Here is a 24,044-nt window from a genome sequence, read left to right as displayed (position 1 = left end):
TACTAACAGCAAGATAACGAAAACCCCATCGCAATCAATTACTATTCTTAATAATAAAAAATAGGGCTCAAAAAAAATGGATACCTTAAATATCCTGTATCTCGTAGGCGCAGTACTAATTTTCGCCAGTATCATGGCGAGTACATTATCGGCGCGCTTAGGCGTACCATTGTTGTTGCTGTTTTTGATAGTGGGTATGTTGGCAGGCGAGCAGGGTATCTTGGGTATTGAGTTCTCTCAATATGCGCTAGCCAATTTCGTTGGGCAAGCAGCCTTAGCTTGTATCTTGCTAGATGGTGGTTTACGTACGTCTTTTAAATCGTTTCGAGTAGGGCTAAAACCTGCGATTACGCTGGCCACGTGGGGCGTGTTGGTCACGGTCATGGTGCTAGGGGTATTTGTCACTTGGCTGCTCGATGTCGATTGGCGCTTTGGTCTGCTGATGGCTGCGATTGTCGGCTCAACCGATGCAGCAGCGGTATTTTCTCTATTACGTAATGGCGGCGTCAAGCTTAACGACCGTGTGCAGGCTACGCTTGAACTTGAGTCTGGTGCCAACGATCCCTTGGCTATTTTATTAGTCACTGGTTTGATTGCCCTAAATGTTGATCCTGATGGTCAGACAGTATTTGGCTTTTTAGTTTTATTGCTACAGCAGTTGAGCTTTGGGCTAGGTATGGGCTTATTGTTCGGTTATTTCTTATCCCGATTATTGCCTAAAGTACATTTGGCAGAAGGCATGTACGCCATTTTAATCCTCTCCGCTGGCTTGGCCGTGTTCGCTGCGACCAATCTCATTGGCGGCAGTGGATTTTTGGCGGTATACCTCACTGGTGTGTTAATCGGCAACCACAAGGTGCGCTCGACAGAGCATGTCATGCGAGTGATGGACAGCTTTGCTTGGCTGTCTCAGGCGGTGCTGTTTGTGGTATTAGGACTGTTGGTCACTCCATCAAACGTCCTCAATGTCTGGCATTATTCGGTTGCAATCGCGCTCTTTATGATATTTGTGGCGCGTCCTATTGCCGTCTATACCAGCGTAAAACCATTCAAATTTAAAGACAGAGAGATTGGGTTTATCTCTTGGGTTGGCTTGCGCGGTGCAGTGCCTATCACCTTAGCGATTTTACCCGTCATGGCTGGTATAGATAACGCTTTTATGCTGTTTGATATTGCCTTTGGCGTCGTGGTTCTGTCGTTGATTTTGCAAGGCACAACCATCCCGACGATGGCCAATCTATTTAAGGTACGTATCCCAACCAATAAAGACCCAAAAGAAGAACATGAAGTTTGGGTATCTGATAAGGCCAGTATCACGCTGTATGAGTTTGAGGCAAAGTCGGGTGCATTTGCCATTGGGCGTCATCCTATGGGTATCTCCAAAGGTATCAATCCAGATGAAATCAGTGTCTTTGCGCTAGTGCGTAATCAGCAAATCGTAGTAGTCGATGACAACACAAAGCTAAAATTCGGCGACAGTGTCTGGTATGCCATGAGAGGTAATCACGCGAGCAAAATCGCCAAGATTTTTAATGACACGACATTAGATCGCAAAGCTATCGATGATTTCTATGGCGATTGGTTGCTATCACCGAGTGTTAAGCTTGGAGACTTGCCGTTTTTTACAGGAATTATGGCGTCTGAGACTCTGGTAAAAACACTCAAAACTTCCGATGAAGACAGCGCAAAAAATATGTGGGAGCAGACGGTGGCCGAGTACGTGAAATCACACTTAGGTACTGCGCCAGTGTCAGGCGATACCGTTGTAATAAGTGATGAATGGTCATTGGTTATTAAGGAAGTCGATGACAAAGGGAAGCTAAGAACCATTGGTCTAAAGTACCAAGACCAAGCAGCGACCGCCTAAATGTTTATCATAGCTTTGTAAGAGCTAATTATCAAAATAGTAAGATAAGGCTTAATTTTTGAAAGCATTACTTTAAAGACAATGCGCTAGCTACTAGGACACTGTGATTAAGAAACACTGAGAGTCCGAGTAGCAAAATCTGCTGATAAATTAGGCTTTAGAATAATTCTCTGACAACAAATTTATCATTTTATTCAAAAAATCTGCCACATGTTTGTGTAGGTTTTCTCGGTATGCCCAGTGATGCTTCACTTCATAGCTTGCCTCATCAGGCAGTAGTATTTTCATCAGTCCCATCTCTTCGTAGCGCATTGCTAGATCACGTGGCAAATAACCGACATGATGACCTGCTAGGATAAGCTGTGCGGTGGCTTCCATCTGATAAGTAGTCGCGCTCAGTATCTTTGGGCGAATATGATTGATACTGACATCAGTAATATAACCTCGTTTCACCCAATGATGGTCTTGCTCTAATTCCTCAAATGTTAGCTTGTCAGGCTCATGAAACGAGCGATGCTCACGCCCGCAGCAGACGACCTGTGTTTCGATAAAAGCAGGTTGAAAGGTCAGTAGCGGTGGAAAGCTACCAAAATACCCCACACCAATATCACTCTCGTTGCCGAGGAGTTTTTCTATCATGCTCTCAGGACTTTGTACGTCAATAGAAAAGTGTATCAATGGATTGCCACGGTAGCTAGCAGCCAAGCACTGACGCAGCGCATCATAAAAAAGCGTCGGCATCTGATCGATTAAACACAGTCTGATATGACCGCCACGCACAGAGTCTAACTGACGGATGTAGTGCAATTGATGTTGAAAGCTGGCAACGGCTTCGGTAAAGCTCAAACAAGCCTCATACACTGCCGCACCGTCCTCTGTGAGCTTAAATCCTGCTCGACCACGATGACACAGCGTCATTCCTAAGCGGTCTTCTAAATGCGTCAAATGTCCACTGATGACAGAAGTCGTGACATTCAAGCGTGACTGAGCGGCTGTCACGCCTTGGCACTCTACGATGGCCATAAAACTACGCAGCGTTTTTATATCTATTTTTATCAGCTCATCTAGCATCGATCGCCACCCTATATCAAATTAATTAAATAGTAATGGATAAGAATTGAGTAATTTTCATCAACCTTGCTTTTCTATATGTATTCGTACCATCCACTAAGGAATAAAAAGTAAAAGCTAATTTTATCAAGGTTTTAAGATTACCTAACAAAATATTCTGCTTGTCAAAACTTCTGATAATAATATGTAAATTTCGTTTACTACGAAAAAATAGAAGTTTGCTTCTGAATTTTACCATGGTTCATGCGCTTATATTTATGTATTGTCAATGGCATGTAGCAAATTGTGTACTTAAACCAAATAGAACAAGGAAGTAACTTATGACATTCAATCAACCATTAAGCGGCAATGATATGCCAAGATTTGGCGGTTTCGCTTCTATGATGCGTCTGCCAACTCAAGCCGATGCTGAAGGGTTAGATGTGGCGTTCGTTGGCGTACCTTTAGATATTGGTGCATCCAACCGTAGCGGTGCAAGATTGGGTCCTAGACAGATTCGTGATGAGTCAAGAATGATTCGTCCCTACAATGTGGCCACTCGCGCTGCACCTTTTGAGTCATTACAAGTCGCTGACATCGGTGATGTGCCTATCAATACATTCAACCTGCTAAAAAGCGTTGATATTATCGAAAAATTCTATACCGATAAAATCGTCAAACACGGCGCGATTCCTCTAACATTAGGCGGCGATCATACTATCGCGTTACCGATTCTGCGCGCACTTGCTAAAAAACATGGCCCTGTCGGTATGGTACATATCGATGCTCATGCTGATATCAATGATGATATGTTTGGCGAAAAAATCGCTCACGGTACGCCGTTCCGCCGCGCTGTTGAAGAAAACCTCATCGATGGTAATCGTGTGGTGCAAATTGGTCTACGTGGTACAGGCTACAGCGCTGAAGAGTTTGACTGGTCAACTGAGCAAGGATTCCGCGTGGTACCTGCTGAAGAGTGTTGGTATAAGTCGCTCACACCGCTTATGGCTGAAGTACGCGAAAAGCTAGGTGATGGTCCTGTCTACTTGAGCTTCGATATCGACGGTATTGATCCTGCGTTTGCCCCAGGTACGGGTACTGCTGAAATCGGTGGCCTGACCTCTACTCAAGGTATCGAAATCATACGCGGTATGCGCGGCCTAGATGTGGTAGGTGGGGATTTAGTTGAAGTATCACCACCGTACGATCCATTTGGTAATACCTCGGTATTGGCGGCGAATTTATTGTTCGAGATGCTATGTATCCTGCCGGGCGTACGCTATGACGACAAGGTTAAGGCGGTTTACTAATCACCATCAATGATTACCTCTATAATGAGCAGCCTTTGCAGCCAGTAATTAGTGACTAATAATCGGTATGAAAGAAAAAATACAAAGGTTGTTTTGAGGTATTGATAATTATCTGAATATTCAGCGAAATTTTTTAGGATGACTGACCCATGACCCAATTGACGCAAACGCCTTCTTCTTTGTCTGACACATCATCATTGACCTGCGGTGAGCTATTGGTGCAGTGGCTAGAGTATTATGGTGTAGAGACCGTTTTTGGTATCCCTGGTGTGCACACGGTAGAGCTGTATCGCGGTCTACCTAATACCAATATTCGTCATGTGACACCGCGTCATGAACAAGGTGCTGGGTTTATGGCAGATGGCTATTACCGTGCCTCTGGCAAGATTGGCGTATGCTTTATTATCACTGGCCCTGGTATGACCAATATTATGACGGCGATGGCGCAAGCACTGGCTGATTCGATACCGATGCTAGTGATCTCTAGTGTCAATAAAGTCAAAGACACGGGTAGTGGCGAAGGGCATTTGCATGAGCTGCATGATCAGCAAGGTATGATTAGCAAAGTAGCATTGACGAGTAAGACCATTTGGCAACCTGAATCGTTACCAAAAGTTATCGCAGAAGCTTTTGCCTTATTTGATGGGGCACGTCCTGGCCCTGTACATATTCAGCTGCCTATCGATGTCATCACCGCTGATGCTAGCCATGTTGCTAAGCCGCCTAAGTTAACTGCTGTAGCAAATAGCGAAGCTGGTACAAGTAATTTGAGCCTACCGCAGGTCACAAGACCATTGCCGAATCCTACGCAATTAGACCTAATCGTACAGTCATTAAAAACTGCAAAAAACCCTGTAATACTTTATGGAGGCGGCTGTGTCGATGTCGATCACGATGCACAGCGATTGGCTGAGCTGATAGATGCACCAACGTTTTTGACGATTAATGCCAAAGGCTTGCTGCCACCTGGTCATCCGTTAAGTTTGGGTAGCAACCAGTCATTAGACGCAGGCCGAGCCGTGATTACCGAGGCGGATTGGGTATTAGCGATTGGTACTGAGCTTGGTGAGACTGACTATGATGTGTTCTTTAATGGTGAGTTTAAGATAAATGGCACGCTGGTACGTATCGACTGTGATGCTCAGCAGTTGCAGCGTCCATTTAGAGCAGATATTGCGGTACTGTCTGACGCACAGATGGCGATTAGTGGTTTATGTAGTCGCTTAGAAGGTCAGACATTCGATCATCAAGCACTGTCACGAGCAAATGAGGCCAAACAAGCCATCTTAAAGGATGTAACGACAGACTTTGCGGGTCAAAATGCCTTACTGAAGCTAATTAGAGATGAAGTAGAAGACGTTATTTTCGTTGGTGATTCAACGCAGCCTGTCTATAGCGGTAACCTTGGTCTTGAAGCCTTAGCGACGCGTAAATGGTTTAACTCATCGACGGGTTTTGGCACATTAGGCTATGGTTTGCCTGCTGCTATCGGGGCCATGGTTGGCTCAAATCTACCCGTCGTCAGTCTAATGGGTGATGGCGGTATTCAATTTACGATTGCTGAGCTTATCTGCGCAGCCGAGCTTGAGCTACCATTGATCGTTTTGCTATGGAACAACCAAGGCTACGGTGAGATTCGTCGTTACATGGAAGAGGGCGGTTTACCATTGATTGGCGTCAATATCAAAACGCCAAACTTTGAGCCACTAGCAGCAGGGTTTGGCGCTGGCTATCGTAGAATAACCGATAAGCAGCAACTGCTAGACGCACTAAAGACAGATACGAAAGGTAAACAGCCGATCATTTATGAGATTGATGAAGCGGATGATTTTCTAAAGGAAATGGCTGAGACAGTGACTTATTTTAATTAGCAGTAATACGGCCTTTAATGCTACGGATAATAACGAGACTGATAGTCACAGGTCTAAAAAATGACAAACGCTGGTTACGCAAGGAAGCACGTTCATGACGCCAAATGCTAGAGAGATGTCAGAAAGTAGACATGAGCAAATACTGCGTTTGTTGACGGCGCTTGCTGCTGTCGTTGGTACGACCAATGTATTGACAAAACCTAGCCAACAGCAGTCTTATGTGCAAGGTGCAATTGAGGCTATCACAGACGCTACCATTGCAGTTGTGATACCGCACTCTCTTGTGGCACTATGGCGCGTCATTAATATCTGTGCCGCTTTTGATGTGATTATTATTGCTCAAGCGGCCAATACTGGTCTGACGGGTGGCTCAACTCCGAATGGTGAGTATGACCGACCGCTGGTTATCATCTCGATGCAGTTATTGAGTGGTATTTATCTGCTCAATGACGCGACAGAACTCATCGCTTTGCCAGCTGCCACCCTTCAGCAATTAGAGTCTATCCTTGCGCCATTAGGGCGTGAGCCGCATTCAGTGCTGGGCTCTAGTTGCGTAGGTGCATCAGTGATAGGTGGCATCTGCAACAGTTCGGGCGGGATGTTGGTGCAGCGTGGACCTGCTTATACTGAGATGGCGTTATTTGCCAGACGTAACAGCTTAGGTCAGTTTGAGTTAATCAATCATCTAGGACTGGATTTGGGCACACAGCCAGAGGAAATGCTAGAGAACCTGCAAGCTGGCACGTTTAATAAGGTCTCAAATAGTACGAGTAACAGTAACGCCTGTACCAACCATCATTATCAATACAAAGTCAGTGATTGTGAGGCAGAGACACCTGCTCGATTTAACAATGATCCCAACGGTCTGTATGAAGCATCTGGCTCAGCTGGCAAGGTCATTGTATTTGCGGTGAGGGTAGCGACATTTGCCAAGCCTAAAAATGAGCAAACGTTTTATATCTCGACTAACGACGCTGATACCTTGACCACACTTAGAAAACAATGGTTAAAAAGCGAGTTAAAATTACCTGTGTTGGCTGAGTATATGCACAAAGACTATAACGACATTACCATGCACTATGGTCGAGACACTTGTCTGAGCATGCGTAAGCTTCCTGCTAGCAAGATAGGATCGCTGTATCGACTGCAAGCAAAGATTGGCTACTATCTGAATAAATGGCACCTGCCAAAGACGCTGCCAGATCGGATACTACAACTAACATCTAGGTTTATACCGCCGTCATTACCAGCCACTTTGACCACGCAGGCACGCTCATATAAATACCATTTGATTATAAAAGTCGCAGATGGTTTTGATAATGGCATTAATAAAAATGCCGATAGAGATTCTGATAAAAATGATGGCAACAATATCGCCGCTGCGCAGAATTTTTTGCAAAATCATATGCAGCAATATCAAGGTGCGCTGCATGTATGCACAGAGCTTGAATCGCAATCGTTATTGGTATTTCGCAGTGCCGCGACCGCTGCCATGTTTCGTTATCACAATTTAAATCAAGACAAGTTTAGCGAGCTGCTATCGACCGATATTGCCTTACCTAGAAATGCTGTAGATTGGGACGAGACTCTACCTGAACATTTACAAAAACAAGTCAGCAAAACTTTTTATTTGGGACATTTTTTCTGCCATGTGCTGCACCAAGACTATTTATTGAAACCTAAGACCAATGCCAAGCAGTTCAAGGAAGACCTGCTGGTATTTTATGATAAACGTCATATTGAGTATCCCGCTGAACACAATGTGGGGCATGTGTATCCTGCTAAAACTGAGCTACATTATTTTTATAAAAAACTGGATCCAACCAATTCGCTTAACCCAGGTATTGGTCAGACAGAGAAATGGAAAAACTGGCAATCATCGCCCATCAAGGAGAAGTTAAATGACGAGTTATATGGATAAGTCGCAGCAGCCGATTTTAGGGAATAATACGGTCGATCCAGAAACGCCAAAAGCAGGACAGTGGCGTGCAGCAATGTGGAAGTTTTTGTTGTTTTCAGCATTGGGTATTGCGTTATTTATCATACCGTTTGAGTGGGATGGTAAAGTCACGATATTATTGGGTGTGTTGACCGATACATTACAATCCGCCTTAGGTGGTTTGGTGACCTATATCACGATGGCGCTCGTGACGATATCCTTTTTTGGTGCGCTAGCCGTCAAAGTATTGAAGCCAAATCTAAATGAAGGTTCGCTCGCTAAAAAACTCTTTGATATTGAGTGGTTTTGGCTTGCTATCCGGTTTTTAGGAATGGCATTTGTTTGGATGATTTTTCTACAAGTCGGCCCTGAGTTTATTATCAATCGGAATACGGGCGGTGTCATTTTTGAGGATTTGATACCTGTCTTGATTCCATTGTTCTTCTTTGCCATTTTATCGCTGCCATTTTTGACTGATTTCGGCTTGATGGAGTTTTTGGGTACTTTAGCCAGTAAATTATTTATCAAGCTTTTCAAACTGCCTGGTCGTTCTGCTGTCGACGCAATGTCTTCTTGGTTTGGTGCAGCGTCTATCGGCCTGCTAGTCACTATGCAAGAGTATGACAAAAGCTTCTACAGCCAGCGTGAAGCTGCCATTATCGCGACCACATTTTCAGTCACTTCTATCGCCTTTACCTATGTGGTTGCCAAAACCATCGGCGTGGATAATAACTTCGTCTTCTTTTATCTGACCATTGCGCTAACTGGTTTTATCGCTGCGATTATTATGCCACGTATACCGCCATTGTCACTCAAGCCTGATACGTATCACTCGGGCAAAAGTATGCTAGATGAAGGCATCCCTGCTGAATATACAACGTACCAGTGGGCGGTCAATCGTGCCGTCACTCGCGCGCATTCTATGCCTAGCTTAGGTAAAGTGTTCAAACGAAGCGTACACAATCTGTTTGATATCTATTTGGGATTGATTCCAGTAACGTTCGCTATCGGTACGATTGGTCTTGGTTTAGCAGAGTACACGCCTGTCTTTAATTGGATTGCGACACCGTTAGTGCCAGTACTTGAATGGTTACATATTCCAGAAGCGGCCAAAGCTGGCCCGGCCATGATTATGGGCTTTGCAGATATGTACTTGCCAGCATTGGTCGGTAAAAGCATTGAAAGTGAGATGACACGTTTCATCGTTGGTGCTGCTTCAATTACTCAGATTATCTACATGTCTGAAGTGGGTGCGCTGATTTTGAAGTCAAACATTAAGCTAAATGTATTAGAGCTATTTTTAATCTTTATCCTTCGTACGCTTATCAGCTTGGTAGTAATTACGTCTGTGGCGCATCTACTGTATTAGTGGCGTGTCTAGTATTCACAAGGCATCTAGCCTGACGATAATATGCAAATGGTCGGTTTTTCTGTAGTCAGCTACACCGACCATTTAGCCAATGACGTTACGGACGTTACGCACATAAAGACAATTTGATCAAAAATATAAGGCGATTGACCATTATGGAAATGCTGAACTCTACAGATTTAACCAGAGAAACTGCCATACAAACGGCTCAAAACGAAGTTGTATTAAATGCCGCTTATATCAATGGTGACTGGGTTACGATTGAAGCGCTCGCGACCGATTCTGGTGATGCAAGCTTTGACAATACGAATAACCATGCGTTGTATGATCCAAATTCAGGCAATGTAATTGCAACGACGCGCTTATGCACCAGTGCCCATGTAGAGCAGGCAGTTGCAGCGGCTGATGAAGCGTTTGCTAGCTGGTCACAGACCACGGAAAGCGAGCGTGCCCGCTATCTAAATGCGATTGCAGAGTCTATGGAGCAGCAATTCGATAAGTTGGTTGGATTGTCTGTATTAAACAACGGTAAGCCAATTGAAGAAGCAAAGATAGACGTCGGTGATGCTATCGCCTGCTATCGCTACTATGCCAACCTTATCACAGATCAGGCAACGTGGTCTAAGGTCTCAACGCTTGAGTCAGGTAGTCGTTTGTTAAAGACATACGCGCCTGTAGGTATCTGCGCGCTGATTACCCCTTGGAATTTTCCAATGGTGACGACCTCTTGGAAGCTGGCACCTGCGCTAGCGGCAGGTTGTACCGTGCTATTGAAACCGTCTGAAGTGACATTATTACCAGAGCTTATGCTAGGTAATATCTTATCGGAGATAGGTTTGCCAAAAGGAGTGGTTAATATTTTACCAGGTGCTGCCGAAGTGGGTACTGCTATGACCAGCCATCCGCTGATTGACAAAATATCGTTTACTGGTAGTAATGTCGTCGGCGAAAAGGTCATGATCCAAGCAGCAAAAGGCATCAAAGATATTAGCCTAGAGTTAGGCGGCAAATCTGCTATTGTGGTCTGCGCAGATGCTGATATTGACTACGCTTGTGATTTAATCATTGGCGGTATATTTACCAATGCAGGTCAGATATGCTCGGCCACGTCGCGATTGGTTGTCCATCAAGACATCGCTGAACAGCTTTTTGAGACGTTAAAAGTAAAAACGGAAAGTTTGCAAATTGGTGATGGTTTTGCGACAGAGACGCAAATGGGTCCGATGGTGAGCGAGCAACATTTAAATCAGGTCAAAAAATACTTTGATATTGCAGTGAATGAAAATCTTGAGTGTTTAACGGGCGGTGAGATAGTAGAGGGGTCAGGATACTTTGCAACCCCAACGATTTATACAGACGTACCAGTAACCAGTCAGTTATGGATGGAGGAAGTGTTTGGACCTGTATTAGTCAGTACAACCTTTGCCGACAATGCGGAAGCTATTCGCCTAGCCAATGATAGCAAATATGCTCTAGCAGCAACCATCGTGAGCGCCGATGAGACTAAAGCACTTGAGATGGCACTCCAAATAAAAGCCGGACATATTTGGATTAACGAGCAACAAATCGTATTGCCAGAAGCAGGCTGGGGCGGATTTAAGCAAAGCGGTATTGGCCGTGAGTTGGGCGGTGATGGTTTGTCCGCTTATCAGAAGAGCAAACACGTATTGCTGACCGATTAATTAGATTTCAATTAGATTATCACTAGCCACTGTAGAGACCATTTACTAGCTATCAGCATGACTGTTGAATTATTGTGAAATGATTGCTGATAGCTAAGTCGCGCCCTAGCATTACGTTTGTTTACCAGACCGTTTCTTATATTAACTTTACTGTCGCACCCATTCAGGATAAAATTGAGCAATCATTCAAGTTTTATAGCCGTGCCCATTTTTATATGAGGTCACGGCTTTTTAAATGGGGCACATTATGTCACGCACCGCACTTTACAACCGTCATGACGCCTTGGAGCGTGCGCTACAGCTTTTTTGGCAAAAGGGCTTTCATGCCACGTCTCTAAAAGACATCGAGCAAGCGCTCGATATGCGCCCAGGCAGTATCTATGCCGCTTTTGGTAATAAAGAAGGCTTGTTCCAAGAGGCGCTAGGATACTATGCGCGTCTAGGATTGACTGAGCTTGAGCGAGTGTTGAGCCATCATGAAACGCCTTTATTGGGACTGGCCGCTTATATACGTCAGCTTGGCGGGATTCGTGACAAAGCATTACCGAGCCGAGCCTGTATGTTGGTCAAAAGCTTACTAGAGCTGGGTGCGCGTGAGCAAACAGCGTTAACCAAGGTAGAAATGCTGCTGGCAGGTATGGAGACGCGTTTTATAGAATGCTTTAAGGAAGCGCAGAATATCGGTGAGATGGATAGTGAGCTTGATCCGGTTAGGCTTGGTCGCCGCTTACAAGCAGAAGTTATGGGGCTGCGTGCCTTTGCACAGCGTGACATAGAGAGCTCAACGGTACACGCCCTTGCTGAAGATATGGCCTTATCTATAGAGGCGCTGCGACTCGATGATTCGGTAAATGCTTAGAAGTTCATTGCTGGGTTTCAATATGGTGTATATCTTTAGATGCTTACTTGGTAGATTCGAGCTGCTTGAGGGTATGATACCCACCATGTATACGAGTGAAAATAGTAATAGCGCAGGCGGTAGCAAAGATACCAGCAAGTAGCACAAAATGCTGAGGCCAAATACAGAGAGCGATAAAAAGAGCAATGGTCTCGGTACCTTCAGTAAGACCATTAAGATAATAAAAGCTTTTATACTTAAACTGAGGCTTGTCTAATTGAAACTTTTCTGCAGAAATCGCAAAGGCCAAAAAGCTCGAACCTGTACCGATAAATGCCGCTAATAACAACGCGCCTGCAATAGCGTTTTGCGCAGGATTGGCCAAAATAAACCCGAGTGGCACAGCGGCATAAAACAAAAAATCGAGGGTGATATCTAAGTAGCCGCCAGCGCTTGAGCTTTGCTGTGCGTAGCGTGCCATTGCGCCATCCAGCCCATCAAAGATACGATTCAATATAATTGCTGCTAGCGCGCCATGCCATAGCTCAAACGCGAGTAGTGGTAATGCCAACATACCGACCAAGAACCCAGCTACTGTAAGCTGATCAGCCGTGATGCCGAGCTTATGCAATGTCGCTACTATCGGGGTCAGCAGCGGCTTGATAACGGGCGTAATAAACTTGTCTAACATGCGAGCTGCCTTTTATATTTTGCTTTCTTTGTCATTTTGGTTGAGTGTTTGACTCTGAATCTAAAACTATTGTCCTACATAGATAACTTTGCCATTGGCTGCTTCAGCGTCACTTTGGTCGTGCGTGACCATAATAGCAGGCAACTTATGAGTACGAATCTGATCGAATACCAGTTGCCGCGTATCCATTCTCAGCTGGGTATCGAGTTTGCTAAAGGGCTCATCAAGTAGTATTGCTTTGGGCTCACTTAGCAGCGTGCGTAGTAGGGCGACACGTGCTTGTTGACCACCTGATAGGTTATCAGGATGACGATCTCCCATCCCTTCTAAGCCCACTTGCGTTAAAGACTGCGCTATTTTTTCAACTCGCTGTTTTTTGTTTCCTTTTGGCATGGCAAAAGCAATATTGCCCGCGACGGATAGATGCGAAAACAGCAGTGCATCTTGATACAGCACACCAATCCGGCGCAAATGCGCAGGCAGGTGAGTCACATTTTTATCGTTTAACCAGACAGTACCCGTCGCGGTAAAATCGCTCGCCAAAGTGCCTGTTAGCCAGTTCAGTAAGCTGGACTTGCCACTACCAGAAGGGCCCATCACGGTTAAGATGTTGCCACCAGCAATGTGCTCATTGATACTCAGTAACGGCTCGCTTTGACGAAACAGTTGTAAGTCTTTTATCTGTAAAGATGATGGCATCAGGAACCCTTTGGTTGCGTTTTTTAAGACTGATTATTTTAATGTTTGATAACGTTTGCTTTCGTTTATGATTAGCGTGCTATCGAGTGACACTTCTAAAAAAGTATTTGGGTAGCATCCAAGCCAATATAAAACCGATGAGCGGTAGCGCCATTTGCATAATGGCGTAGACAGCACTGGTACGCCTACTGGCACCATTTGCCAGTGTCACCGCTTCTGTCGTGATAGTGGCAATACGTCCGCCACCTGCCAATAGAGTGGGCAAGTACTGACCAAAGCTGATCGCTAGACCGAGAGCAATGGCAATCAAAATAGGGGCAAATAACTGCGGCAGTTTTATCTGAAAAAACACTTTAATGGGTGCAGCGCCAAGGCTGGCGGCCACATGAGCAAAACGTGAGTCTAAGCGTCGATAGCTACTTGCCAGCGACAAGAACACATAAGGTAGCACGAATAAAAGATGGGCAAATGCCACATTAAAAAATTCTGATTGATGATTGGCTAACTGCTGTAACCATACTAAGCCGAATAGAAACGCAATACTTGGCACCAAGAGCGGTAAGTAAATAATAAAACTGGTGAAGTGTGACAGTGGTTTAGCACTCAGTTGCTCAGCTTCCAAACATAGCAAAGTCAGAAAAACAGCAAAGGCAGTACTGACGGCACCAATGCTAAGCGTATTGACCAATGGTGTGCTCATTTGGGTAAAGGCACTTTGAAAGTGTAATAATACGAATTGCTCTGGTAGCATCGCTGGAAACCGCCAAAATCCTGCAAAGGCCCATAACACAAGACCAGAGAGTGACAGTAGCATAAAACCAATCACGCCTACGGTAAGAATGGCGGTGATTTTTTGCCAGATAGCGTCTGCATAATGACGCCTGCCATTGACTGACGAAACATTGAATATTGCTTTGATCGTTTTTTCACCGCCCAACCAAAAAGCGACTAAACCTGCTGTCAGTACGAGCTGCAATAATGCGCCTGCTGATGCTTTGATACGTAATGTCAGGTCAACATCGTTAAACCATTGTATGATAGAAACAGCAAGCGTTGGAGGTGTGTTAGGACCTAATATCAATGGCATCTCGACACTCGCACTGGCATAGGCAAGCACTGCTAAAATAGGTAAACGTAGAAAAGGATATAGCAGAGGCAAGACCGCCTTAAAAAAGGCAGTAATTGGGTAATAACCTAAATTGAGTGCAACAGTATATTGTTGGCGCAGTTTTTTGCCAAGCTCAGGCTGAGCAAGTGCGCCCAGTGCCATTAATAATAAAAACGGCAGCTCCTTTAAGGTTAAACCCAAGATGATACTGATACCGTATGGATCATGCGGAAACATACCATCGGGTGCCATCTCCCAACCAGTTAGCCACGGAGAGATAAGCCGTGCAAACATACCTGACGGCGCAATCAAAAACCCAACGGCAATGGCTGCGGCAGCATGAGGAATGACCAAGATAGGACTTAATAAATGCTCAATACGCTGCAACCAAACACTGTTAAAAAACGCGGCCAATATCATTAAGGCAATGACAAAAGCGAGTAGGGTGCTGATAAGTCCTGTAGCAAGACTTAATGCAGCCATCTGCGTGATGCCAGGCGTTTGCCATAGGTCTATAAACCCTTGCAGGTTCAGAGTCGTTTTTTCTAGGGCAGGAAGCCAGCTTAGGGCAGGCAATAGAACACAGATAAGGCCACAGAGTACCGGTAATATTAATATAAGAATTAAGATTTTGGGGCTAAAAGACACGATACGCGTAAAAAGGTCTTTTTTCTCAAGCGTAATAGGCTTAGGGCTATCACCTTTTTTCGTTATTTTATCAAAACCTTGGCTCACGGACTCACCCCATAACGTGCTTGCCAGCCTTGCTGGATGGCCTCTACCCAGCTTGGATGCGGCTCGCTTACCGTGCGTTTAACACTATCAAAGGGCAGGGCGCTTGGATGGGGCTGCTTGGTTTTGAATAATGCTTGTTGTGCAGGGCTAAGTGTAGATTGAACCAGTACGCTTTTGTCACCCCATACCGAAGGGGTTTGTTTTTTTGCTTGGGCTTCTGGACTCATCAAAAAGTTGGCTACTAATTGTGCCGCCTGAGGATGGCTAGCATTATAAGGAATGGCGACAAAATGAGTATTGCTTAAGCTGCCGTCACTCATCGCATAGCTGCGAATGCTCTGGGGTAAGTCATAGCGCTGTACGGCTGCAGGAACTTCTGGTGCTGAAAAGGTAAACGCAAGACTCAGCTCCGTATCATCGACCAAGCGCCGCATCTGCGCACCTGTCTGCACGAACTGCTCGCCATTACGCCATAAGGTTGGATGAAAGTCATCCAAAAACGCCCACAGTGGGTCTAATACGAGTGCGGTGTTTTCTTCAGTGGCAGGCAAGTTAAGCTGTGCACTAGTGTTTTTACCCGTTTGAGCGTCTTGTCGTTCATGTAGCATGACTAAGACGTACTTTAAGAAACTCATACCCAAAAAATCAGGCGGCTTTGGGTAGCTAAAGCGGCCAGGGTTTTGTGCTGTCCAAGCGGTTAGCTTAGTTAGCGTTGTTGGCGGTTTACTGGTCGATAAGCTGTCGTAATAGAACGTCAGAGAGGCTTGTCCCCATGGTGCTTCCATGCCGTTGGTCGGCACACCAAAGTCGAAATTTACAGTTGGATTATTGTCCGGATCAGTCAACGCAAAATTGGGCAGTTTATTGGCCCATTGTTTGAGTAATAACGAATTTTCACTCATGGTGGCAAAGTTAGCACCATTAATCCAGACCAAATCAACACTGCCTTGATCATCATTATGAGCAGACTTTTCTGCGAGTACCTGACTGACTGCTTCACTGGTGTCGCTCAATTTAACATGGACTAAGTTGATATTATATTTATCATCGACTTGATCGGCGACCCATTGTAGATAGGCGTTAATCTGTGGGTCGCCGCCCCATGCATAGAAATAAACGTCTTGGTTGCTGCCTTGGGCTTCTATCTGTTGCCAAGGTGATAAGTCTTGGTTAATATTGGCAGTAGTTGGCGATGCTGTGCTTGCTGATATACCAATACAAATGCTCATCACCATAGCGTAGGTGCTATATCGCGTAAGACGTTTGAGCATCGGTAAAGTGGTAATAACGCGCATTCAAGTTTCCGTTATGATTTAAATGTTAGTAAAGCTGGTAAAGATTTTATAGTCTGCCATGTCAAACCAAACAGATACCACAAAATCTAAACCAGCTTTATTGGAGTCTTTTAACACTTTGCTGCTAATTGCATCATTTAATGACGTTGATCAGCAAACTGTCCTTAATTAACTGATATTAACTAACCATCATTAACTAACAGCCATTAGCTAACCGCGTCGCCAAGTATGGTATTTTTCTAACCAACTCAATACGGTCTCAGGCGCATGAGCACGTTTCCACTCACCAGCGGCGTATTTGTTGCCTTCAGCCCAAGTAGGATAGCTATGAATGGTGCCCAATATCTTATTGAGACCCAGACCGTGTTTCATGGCCAGTACAAACTCTGCGATTAGGTCGCCTGCATGTTCAGAAACCACCGTAACGCCAAGTATTTTGTCTTTACCTTTTGGCGTAATGACTTTAATAAAGCCTTTAGCCGCGCTATCCGTAATGGCACGATCCAGCTCTTCAAACTCAAAACGAGTAATCTCGTAATCGATGCCTTTATCAATGGCTTCTTGCTCGTTAATACCGACACGAGCGACTTCTGGGTCGATAAACGTCACCCAAGGAATGACACGATAATCTACTTTAAACTTCTTCAGGTTGCCAAATAAACCATTGACCGCAGCGTACCAACCCTGATGGGCAGCGACATGAGTAAACTGGTATGGACCAACAATATCGCCTGCAGCAAAAATATTGGGATATAACGTCTCGAGATATTCATTAGTTACGATCGTACGATTGGTTTCGATACCCAGCGCCTCTAAACCATAACCTTCAAGGCGTGCGCTACGACCAACGGCACAAAGAAGCTCATCATACTCGATATCGATTTCTGTTTCATTGTGTTTGACGATAATGTATTTTTTACCATCACGCATCTCGCAGCGCATTGCTTGATGTGAGGTCAAAATATTGACACCGCTATCAGTGAGCGATTGGTGAGCAAAGGTAGACACTTCGAGGTCTTCTTTACCCATAATGCGATCGCTCATCTCAATTTGCGTCACATTAGAACCCAGTCGAGCAAAGCTTTGCGCAAGCTCGCTACCGATTGGTCCACCGCCCAGTACTACTAGCTTTTTCGGGGCTTCTTCTAACTCAGCAAACTTGGTCCATAGCGTGTCACTGGTTACGTAGCCTGTTTCTTCTATACCTGGTAGAGGCGGTACAAATGGGCGAGCGCCCGTGGCAATGACAATGGTACGCGCTGTTAGGGTCTGCATGCCGCCGTCATTTAGTTGAATCTCTACTGTCCACGGGTCAATCAATTTGGCATAGCCTTTGACCACATCGACGCCCAGATTGGTATAACGCTCAACGCTATCGTGCGGTGCGATATCAGCCACTACTTGCTGCACGCGTGCCATCACTTTTTTGAACGAAAACTGCGGTACAGTGTTCTCTAGACCGTAGTTTTCACCATGGCGAATTTGTTCAGCGATTTTTGCGCTTTTAATGATGGCCTTACTAGGTACACAGCCATAATTTAGACAATCACCACCCATCTCACCTGCTTCAATCAGCGTGACTTTTGCTTTGACGGCAGCAGCAATGTAGCTTGTAACCAATCCTCCAGCGCCTGCGCCAATCACAATCATATTGCGATCGAACTTTTTAGGTTTGGTGTGGTTTTTATAAACACGGCGTTTTTTAAACATGTTCAACACTCCTTTTGCTATTAATGGGAAGAAACCTAATAACGCAAACGAGACAATTAAGTTGAAAGACAAAATACCCGATAAGCTGTCTATCTGTGCCAGCTGTGTCCCTGCATTGACGAAGACAAAGGTCCCAGCCAGCATACCGATTTGACTGACCCAGTAATAAGTCCATGTTTTAATAGACGTTACACCCATCAATAGGTTAATCAAAAAGAATGGAAATATGGGTACCAGACGCAAGGTAAATAAATAAAATCCACCTTCTTTTTCGACGCCTGCATCAATAGCTGCCAACCGCTCAGGAAAGCGCTGTTTGATGGTGTCACGCAGTAGATATCGCGATGCCAAGAAGGCAATGGTAGCACCAATACTCGATGCAAATGAAGCAACGAGTAAGCCCTGAACCAAACCAAATAGCGCACCAGCGGCTAGCGTCAAAATCGCAGCGCCTGGTAAGGAGAGGGCAGTAACGACAACATATAGTAAGAAAAACCCACCGATAATCAACAGCGGTGACTGCGCTTTGTATTCATTAAATTGCGCCATCGACCCTTTTAAGCCATCAAGCGTCAATAATTGATTTAGGTCAAAATAAAAAAAGCTTGCCGCTAATATCAATATTAATAGTATTAAAAATATTCTTTTAATCATGGAAAATCCGGCCAAATAAGGGAGCGAAGGCTAAAATCGTAGTTATTGCTCAAACAGTAGAATGCTCATCATCTGAATAACTAAACTTAAGTAACTATATTTAAGTAACGTGGCGATCAAATCGAATTGTCTGAATCGCCTAACTACGATAAAAAATTTAAGTCGGCAGTCTTAATAGTATATAAATTATGTCTTGCTGTCTGATGTTTATACTACTGTAGTAATAAGCACTGCCGCCGACGTTTATACTGGAGACGTATTTTTACCCAATGTTAGAGTGTCATAGTCTCTCATTAAGAACAGCGCCAAACAGGCTGCCAGCATTGGCCATGCAGCAAAGAACAATAAGTTATCAAAAGGCGTTAGGTAAAGACCAAAAGATGCAAAAGTAGAGGCGGCATGTAGTAATAAAATGATGCCGTACGTCCACTTTTTGAATAAACCCATGACAAACGAGAAGATAAGAATGATTTGTAAGCTACCAATCAGGTAAACAATAGTGATGCCTAAATTTTCTAAAGCGTAGAATTTAGCAAATACATTGGCGGCATGCTCAGGATTTACGAATTTGTCGAGTGTCCAAAAGAAGAACACGATGAAAACACCAAGGCGAAGAAACAATAGTGAGAGTGGCAAATGTTTTGGCATGAATTATCTCTTTTTGAGAAAAAGTAAAAGTGAATTGGAACAAATTAAGCAAATAAAACGGGCACGATGGCACCGAACTATCAGGTAACAAACATAGGTAAAATATGAACAATATTGAGCAATTACTCAAAAATAAACAAAGTATTACCACAAAATGTACTAAAAACGCATTGTAGTAGTTATTGAATAACTGTTCAAGTTGATTATATCCATATTCTGGCAATTAGAGCGCTAGGTTACCTTCTTTAACCAAACCAGCAATGTTAGGTTAAAGAAGCCCGATTTGTGTACGTTTAATTGAGTCTATCGACACATTTAACGTTTATTTTGCGCTATAAAGATTTGCATAACCCGTATAAACGCAAAAAGCCCTTTATAGAACGTAAATTCCATAAAGGGCTTTTGAGGGAATGCTTATAACACTATAGTAAAGCCAACAGCAGTAAAATAATGCCTTACCACATCAAGTCATCTGGAATCACATAAGCGGCATAAGGATCGTCTTCTGCCAATGTTTCCTCAGCAGTGTCGTTTGACACAACCATAAAGCCTTCCATTTTTGAATCGATACGGTCAGCCAATGGACGAGGCAATAGCGCGTAGCTCTCTTCCAAACGTGCGATAACCACGTGACCGGCCACGATTTGATCGTAGAGTTTCTGAGTGATAGCGATTTTCTTTACTTTGGACTCATCGACAAACTGATAGCTAACTTCACCTTCTGTCTCAGTAATCTGATGCTGCTTAATCATTTGGACAATATTGGCCTTTAATGCTTTCTCTTCCAATACGCGCTGTTTCTCTTGATTAAGCTTTTGATCCTTTTCTAGCTTTTGAGCTTGCGCTTCTGCCAACGCTTTTTTTGCTTCGACGCTTTCTGAGTCACCAGTACGCTTGGCATGTTGCGTTTGCTTGCTGATCTTCTTGGCCTTTTTGCTATCAACCAAGCCAGCCTTTAATAATTGAGCCTGTAGGGCATTTTTTGCCATAATTCAATCACCTAAATAACGATACCGAAATCATAAATGCTAAAAAATACATTGTAGCAAACTTTCCTAGCGCATGTGGTCAGACGATGATAAGACTTTATATATAGCTAGGTATCAGTCTGCGGTGAGCCATGCACGATGCTGTCAGTAACAAATTGCAATTATTGCAAAAGGGTCGCACACATCGCTGGATGAAGCCGTGTAAATTGGTTATTATCAAATGAAGGGGAAAATTTGCTTTATAAGAGGATTTCTGCAAGGTAACTGTTGTGAAGTAAGTAAAATATACCCTACCCAGAGAGCATAGCTTGGTCAGGACTAACAAGCTGTATAGGATTAAATAATTAAATTTAAGGACAGATTATGACAACATCACAGCACATTTTAGCCTGTATTGACGGCTCGGCAGTGACTGAATCGGTTTGTGACTATGCAGCATGGTATGCCAGTAAATTAAACGTACCTGTTGGGTTATTACATGTCAGTGACGTGCCTGCTTCAGTTAGGCGTGACTTGTCAGGCGCGATAGGCATCAATAGTCGTCAGTTTTTATTAGAAGAGTTGTCCCAATTGGATGAGCAAAGAGCAAAAGTCGTCAACAGCTATAGCAATGCATTGGTACAAGATGCAAAAAGCCACATTCAAAGCAGTTTCGCTGATGTCAATGTTCGCGTTTATCAACGCCACGGCAAACTGCTTCCTAGCATTGAGCATTTCAAAGAAGAAAATCGTGCGATTGTGATGGGACGCCGCGGAGAGGATCATAAGAACAGTCGGATTAATATTGGTAGTCAGATTGAGACGGTCGCTCGTGGGTCAGATATTCCTATATTGATTTGCTCAGAAAAATTTGAAGAGCCAAGCTCCTATATGATTGCCTTTGATGGTAGTAAGACCTCTATTAAAGCGGCACGAATGGTGTCAAAAAGTCCACTATTAAAAGGTTTAAAAGGTCACATTGTGATGGTGGGCAATCATAACGACGCCGCCAAACAAAGTATGAGCGCCGCCGCTGCACAGTTAGAAGATGCAGGGTTTGTCGTTGAAGCACATCACTTATATGCTTCTGATGCGGTGGATGGATTGTTAAAGTTTCAGGTAGAGAACAATGTCGACATTATGGTGGTGGGTGCGTACGGACATTCGAAATGGCAGCAACTGTTTCTCGGAAGTACAACGACAGAAATTATCGCTAGCACGTTATCGCCGGTCATTCTAGTGCGGTAATAACGTCATATATTTGTGTTTATCGTCTAGGGCGTGTCCTCAGTTTTATATTGTGGGTACGCCCTAATTGTTTAATATCTTTGGAATATTTTATGCTAATTAATGCAGATTTTTCACAACGTGCTTCACTGGCCCCCGAAGCACATCAATGGATTAAGTCACCACAAAATGGTGTGGAGCGTGTCATGCTTGATCGTGTGGGCGCAGAGAAGGCTCGCGCTACCAGTCTTGTACGTTATGCGCCAAACTCTTACTTTCCGCATCATCTGCATCCAGGCGGCGAAGAGATATTGGTATTGTCAGGCACTTTTTCTGCAGATGACACTCATTATCCAGCAGGTTGGTATCTACGTAACCCACCATCTTCAGGTCATAGACCGTATAGTGATGAAGGTGCTGTCATTTTCGTCAAGTTACGGCAAATGTCGTCTGACGAAACGCAGCACGTGGCTATCGACACTTATAATGATGCTAATTGGCAGCAACAAGGCAACCGTACTATCTGCCCGCTTTTTTTTGATGGGGTAGAGCACGTTAGTCTACAGCGTATCGATGCAGGCGAGTTGCTATTCACCGAGACAGTCCATGGCGGTGCAGAAATATTAGTTGTAGCAGACGAGCTAATAGAGGGTGGACAGGTATATCAGCAGAATAGCTGGATACGCCTACCGGTAGATGAAAGCGTACAAATAAAAGCAGGGATAGAGGGCGCGACGATATACCTAAAAACTGGCCATCTTAATCATGTCATCGGTTTAGACATTGAGGAAACTTAAATAATATTTATTAATTGTATAGACAAAATATAAAAATAATTTGGTACTTCTAATTCTTAATTATGACGTACCAAATTATCACTTCATAAAATTAATATATTATAAGCAATACTCGTTTTTGTGTGAACTTCATCAAAAAAAGATACCAAGTATCATCTTTTCTTATCTGCCTTCGAAAAATTCTAACCTTTCAAATAGCTTTTTCTGAAAAATTAGCCTAAGCAATTAAATAGAATGACTTTGCACAGCACTTTTAGATAATATTGTCTTTTTACCATCAAAACTCTATTCATTTTTATAGTAAATGAGAATTAATATTATTTATATTTTTATTAAAGAATCTTAGTTCATAAAAAATATTCATTATAGTTCTATTCTCTTATCAAACCTACTTGTTATCTACAAGGTTAACTACTGAAACGTATTTATACAGGTTAATCTAAAGATAATATACCTTTCAAAATCAGATTATATTCGAAAAATAGAATATTTTTTACAAATAAGTAAACAAACTCTGTTGACCTATAAACCTAGCGTATTATTATAAAAGTAACAGTACAAAATATATCCGAAGCTTGCTATGAAACGTATACAAGTATTTTCTAACAAAAAATGAATATTTACAAAATCTAATAATAAGTAACAAAAGTTCTCTAAACAGTTTGTGAATTAGATTTTTGTTGATAGAATGCATCATTATGTGAGGTTGTTATTTCTTATACATTGATATTAAGGTTTAACTAATATTTTATTTAAATATGTGTTTTATTGAATATATTGATATTTTAGAGCGACTTTTTATACGAATGATACTGTAGTTTTTTTAATAAAAGATTATGTAAACAATACTAATAAACGAAAACATTATTCTAGATTGATATGTATTTAGAATTAATTAATCAAGGATGATCCTATGAGCACTATCACAGTTAAAGTAAATGATAAAATTCAAACAATTACTGAGCACAAAGTATTTACCCAGAGTAACCAACCCACAGTAATTCAAGCTATCGATAAAACAAACTATGAGTTTTTTGATGAAACGGCAGGCCGTGCGCCAAAAAGTATCGCTACTAAAAGAGTAGACAAAGATCTTCATGTTTCATTTGAAGGAGAAAGCGTAAATCCTGATCTAATTATTAAAGAATTTTACGATACTATTGACAGTGCAATTGTAGGTATTGCTGAAGACGGCGGTTATCACTACTATTCGACTGAAACAGGTCAAATTGTAGATTATGCAAATGAGTTACAAGGAAGTGATGTTCAGGATCAATTAGTTAGCGAGAACGTACAAACGAATACTTGGTGGCAGAGTTTTACAAATAGTGAAGAAAATAATCTGGCACCATGGGTATTGGGTCTTGCAGGACTAGGTTTAGCATCCGCCGCTTTCTCTAGCAGTGGCGATGATAGTGATGCAGACGCTGATGCCGATGCAGACGCCGATGCAGACGCCGATGCAGACGCCGATGCAGACGCCGATGCAGAAGCCGATGCAGACGCCGAAGCCGAAGCAGAAGCAGAAGCTGATGCTGATGCTGATGCTGACGCTGATGATGATGATGAGGAGGACGAAGAGGCTG

General features: G+C 43.4%; 18 protein-coding genes. 10 read left to right on the top strand and 8 right to left on the bottom strand.

Features of this window, described 5'->3' with window-relative positions:
• Positions 1-76 precede the first annotated feature (76 nt).
• The gene (locus V6252_RS04440) at positions 77-1,867 is read left to right on the top strand and encodes a potassium/proton antiporter (RefSeq protein WP_165597632.1); all 1,791 of its coding nucleotides are present in this window, start codon (positions 77-79) and stop codon (positions 1,865-1,867) included.
• Between the two features lie 150 nt (positions 1,868-2,017).
• Here the strand turns inward: V6252_RS04440 and V6252_RS04435 are convergent, their stop codons facing one another.
• Positions 2,018-2,938 (bottom strand): LysR family transcriptional regulator, encoded by a 921-nt coding sequence (locus V6252_RS04435; RefSeq protein WP_341609457.1) that lies wholly within the window; start codon positions 2,936-2,938, stop codon positions 2,018-2,020.
• 320 nt (positions 2,939-3,258) lie between these two features.
• Here V6252_RS04435 and speB point away from each other — a divergent pair, with 320 nt between their 5' ends.
• From speB to V6252_RS04405, 6 genes are all read left to right on the top strand, one after another.
• Positions 3,259-4,227 (top strand): agmatinase, encoded by a 969-nt coding sequence (gene speB, locus V6252_RS04430; protein WP_057760617.1) that lies wholly within the window; start codon positions 3,259-3,261, stop codon positions 4,225-4,227.
• A 149-nt stretch (positions 4,228-4,376) separates the two neighbouring features.
• Positions 4,377-6,098, top strand: coding sequence for a 5-guanidino-2-oxopentanoate decarboxylase (locus V6252_RS04425; RefSeq protein ID WP_341609456.1), 1,722 nt, complete (start codon positions 4,377-4,379; stop codon positions 6,096-6,098).
• Between the two features lie 94 nt (positions 6,099-6,192).
• Complete coding sequence (gene dld / locus V6252_RS04420) at positions 6,193-8,019, top strand: D-lactate dehydrogenase (protein ID WP_341609454.1); 1,827 nt, start codon at positions 6,193-6,195, stop codon at positions 8,017-8,019.
• Positions 8,000-9,406 (top strand): YjiH family protein, encoded by a 1,407-nt coding sequence (locus V6252_RS04415; RefSeq protein ID WP_341609453.1) that lies wholly within the window; start codon positions 8,000-8,002, stop codon positions 9,404-9,406. The genes dld and V6252_RS04415 overlap by 20 nt, the downstream gene beginning before the upstream one ends.
• A 155-nt stretch (positions 9,407-9,561) precedes the next feature.
• On the top strand, positions 9,562-11,088 hold the full coding sequence (locus V6252_RS04410; RefSeq protein WP_341609452.1) for an aldehyde dehydrogenase family protein: 1,527 nt from the start codon (positions 9,562-9,564) through the stop codon (positions 11,086-11,088).
• A gap of 247 nt (positions 11,089-11,335) precedes the next feature.
• On the top strand, positions 11,336-11,947 hold the full coding sequence (locus V6252_RS04405) for a helix-turn-helix domain-containing protein (RefSeq protein ID WP_341609451.1): 612 nt from the start codon (positions 11,336-11,338) through the stop codon (positions 11,945-11,947).
• Between the two features lie 43 nt (positions 11,948-11,990).
• Here the strand turns inward: V6252_RS04405 and V6252_RS04400 are convergent, their stop codons facing one another.
• The 7 genes from V6252_RS04400 to V6252_RS04370 form a co-directional block, all read right to left on the bottom strand.
• Entirely contained in the window at positions 11,991-12,617 is a 627-nt protein-coding gene (locus tag V6252_RS04400) for a CDP-alcohol phosphatidyltransferase family protein (protein WP_341609449.1), read from the bottom strand.
• Between the two features lie 66 nt (positions 12,618-12,683).
• Complete coding sequence (locus tag V6252_RS04395; RefSeq protein ID WP_341609448.1) at positions 12,684-13,316, bottom strand: ATP-binding cassette domain-containing protein; 633 nt, start codon at positions 13,314-13,316, stop codon at positions 12,684-12,686.
• Positions 13,317-13,395: 79 nt separating this feature from the next.
• A complete protein-coding gene (locus tag V6252_RS04390) occupies positions 13,396-15,159 on the bottom strand; it encodes an ABC transporter permease (protein WP_341609447.1) in 1,764 nt (587 codons plus the stop codon).
• Positions 15,156-16,454, bottom strand: coding sequence for an ABC transporter substrate-binding protein (locus V6252_RS04385; protein ID WP_341609445.1), 1,299 nt, complete (start codon positions 16,452-16,454; stop codon positions 15,156-15,158). Before V6252_RS04385 ends, V6252_RS04390 begins: the two co-directional genes overlap by 4 nt.
• 210 nt (positions 16,455-16,664) lie before the next feature.
• Positions 16,665-18,713: an FAD-dependent oxidoreductase gene (locus tag V6252_RS04380; protein ID WP_341609444.1), complete on the bottom strand. Its 2,049-nt coding sequence runs from the start codon at positions 18,711-18,713 to the stop codon at positions 16,665-16,667.
• Between the two features lie 348 nt (positions 18,714-19,061).
• Positions 19,062-19,466 (bottom strand): hypothetical protein, encoded by a 405-nt coding sequence (locus V6252_RS04375; RefSeq protein WP_102078490.1) that lies wholly within the window; start codon positions 19,464-19,466, stop codon positions 19,062-19,064.
• A gap of 455 nt (positions 19,467-19,921) precedes the next feature.
• Entirely contained in the window at positions 19,922-20,455 is a 534-nt protein-coding gene (locus V6252_RS04370; RefSeq protein ID WP_341609443.1) for a DUF2058 domain-containing protein, read from the bottom strand.
• Positions 20,456-20,818: 363 nt separating this feature from the next.
• On the opposite strand from V6252_RS04370, the gene V6252_RS04365 reads away from it, so the two are divergent.
• From V6252_RS04365 to V6252_RS04355, 3 genes are all read left to right on the top strand, one after another.
• Complete coding sequence (locus V6252_RS04365) at positions 20,819-21,682, top strand: universal stress protein (protein ID WP_341609442.1); 864 nt, start codon at positions 20,819-20,821, stop codon at positions 21,680-21,682.
• Positions 21,683-21,774: 92 nt separating this feature from the next.
• Positions 21,775-22,458, top strand: a complete 684-nt coding sequence (locus V6252_RS04360; protein ID WP_341609441.1) for a cupin domain-containing protein — start codon at positions 21,775-21,777, stop codon at positions 22,456-22,458.
• 913 nt (positions 22,459-23,371) lie between these two features.
• A partial coding sequence (locus tag V6252_RS04355) for a hypothetical protein (RefSeq protein ID WP_341609440.1) occupies positions 23,372-24,044 on the top strand: 673 nt, incomplete at its 3' end.

The sequence above is a fragment of the Psychrobacter proteolyticus genome (assembly GCF_038155145.1).
Taxonomy (GTDB): domain Bacteria; phylum Pseudomonadota; class Gammaproteobacteria; order Pseudomonadales; family Moraxellaceae; genus Psychrobacter; species Psychrobacter proteolyticus_B.
This window is presented reverse-complemented; position numbering and strand designations above follow the sequence as displayed.